At 66.8% G+C, this 1066-nt stretch carries 1 protein-coding gene; it reads right to left on the bottom strand.

Annotated features, from left to right (window positions below; all coding sequences use genetic code 11):
* Positions 1 to 1066: S-(hydroxymethyl)mycothiol dehydrogenase (locus LCD31_RS28760; RefSeq protein ID WP_224963320.1), on the bottom strand; the 1066-nt coding region annotated here is incomplete at its 5' end.

Raw genomic sequence — 1066 nt, 5'->3', positions numbered from 1 at the left:
TCAGAACACCACCACCGAACGGAGGACCTCTCCGTCGTGCATCTTGGTGAAGGCGGACTCGACCTGGTCCAACGAGATCTCCTCGGTCACGAACTTCTCCAACGGCAACCTGCCCTGCAGATACATCTCCACCAGCATGGGGAAATCACGACTCGGCAGGCAATCCCCATACCACGACGACTTCAACGCACCACCCCGGCCGAACACCTCCAGCAACGGCAACTCCAGCCTCATCTCCGGAGTCGGCACCCCCACCAGCACCACCGTCCCGGCCAGATCCCGCGCGTAGAACGCCTGCTCATACGTCGCAGGCACCCCCACCGCATCGATCACCAGATCCGCCCCGAACCCATCGGTGAGCTCCCGCACCGCCTCCACCGTGTCCACCTCGGCCGCGTTGACGGTGTGCGTGGCACCGAACTCCTCCGCCCACGCCAACTTCGCCGGATCCCTGTCCACCGCGATGATTCGCCGCGCACCCGCGAAACTCGCCCCCGCGATCGCACCATCACCCACCCCACCACACCCGATCACCGCGACCGAATCACCCGGCCCCGCACCACCGGTGTTCACCGCCGCACCGATCCCCGCCATCACACCGCACCCCAGCAACCCCGCCACCGCAGGCCGCGCCGCCGGATCCACCTTCGTGCACTGACCCGCATGCACCAGCGTCTTCTCCGCGAACGCACCGATCCCCAACGCCGGCGACAACGCAGTCCCATCCGTCAACGTCATCGGCTGCGCCGCATTGTGCGTATCGAAGCAGTACTGCGGACGACCCCGCTTGCACGCCCGACACACCCCGCACACCGCACGCCAGTTCAACACCACGAAATCACCAGGCACGAGATCCACCACCCCGGCCCCGACCGACTCCACCACACCGGCCGCCTCATGCCCCAACAAGAACGGGAACTCATCGTTGATCCCGCCCTCCCGATAATGCAGATCCGTGTGGCACACCCCGCACGCCTGCACCCGCACCACCGCCTCACCCGGACCCGGATCGGGGACGATGATGTCGACGACCTCGACCGGCGCTCCCTTGCCGGTCGCCACGACG

Source organism: Saccharopolyspora sp. 6M, from assembly GCF_020176775.1.
GTDB lineage: Bacteria > Actinomycetota > Actinomycetes > Mycobacteriales > Pseudonocardiaceae > Saccharopolyspora_C > Saccharopolyspora_C gregorii.
Note: the sequence above shows the minus strand (reverse complement) of the source record. Positions and strands in the feature narration are given on the sequence as shown.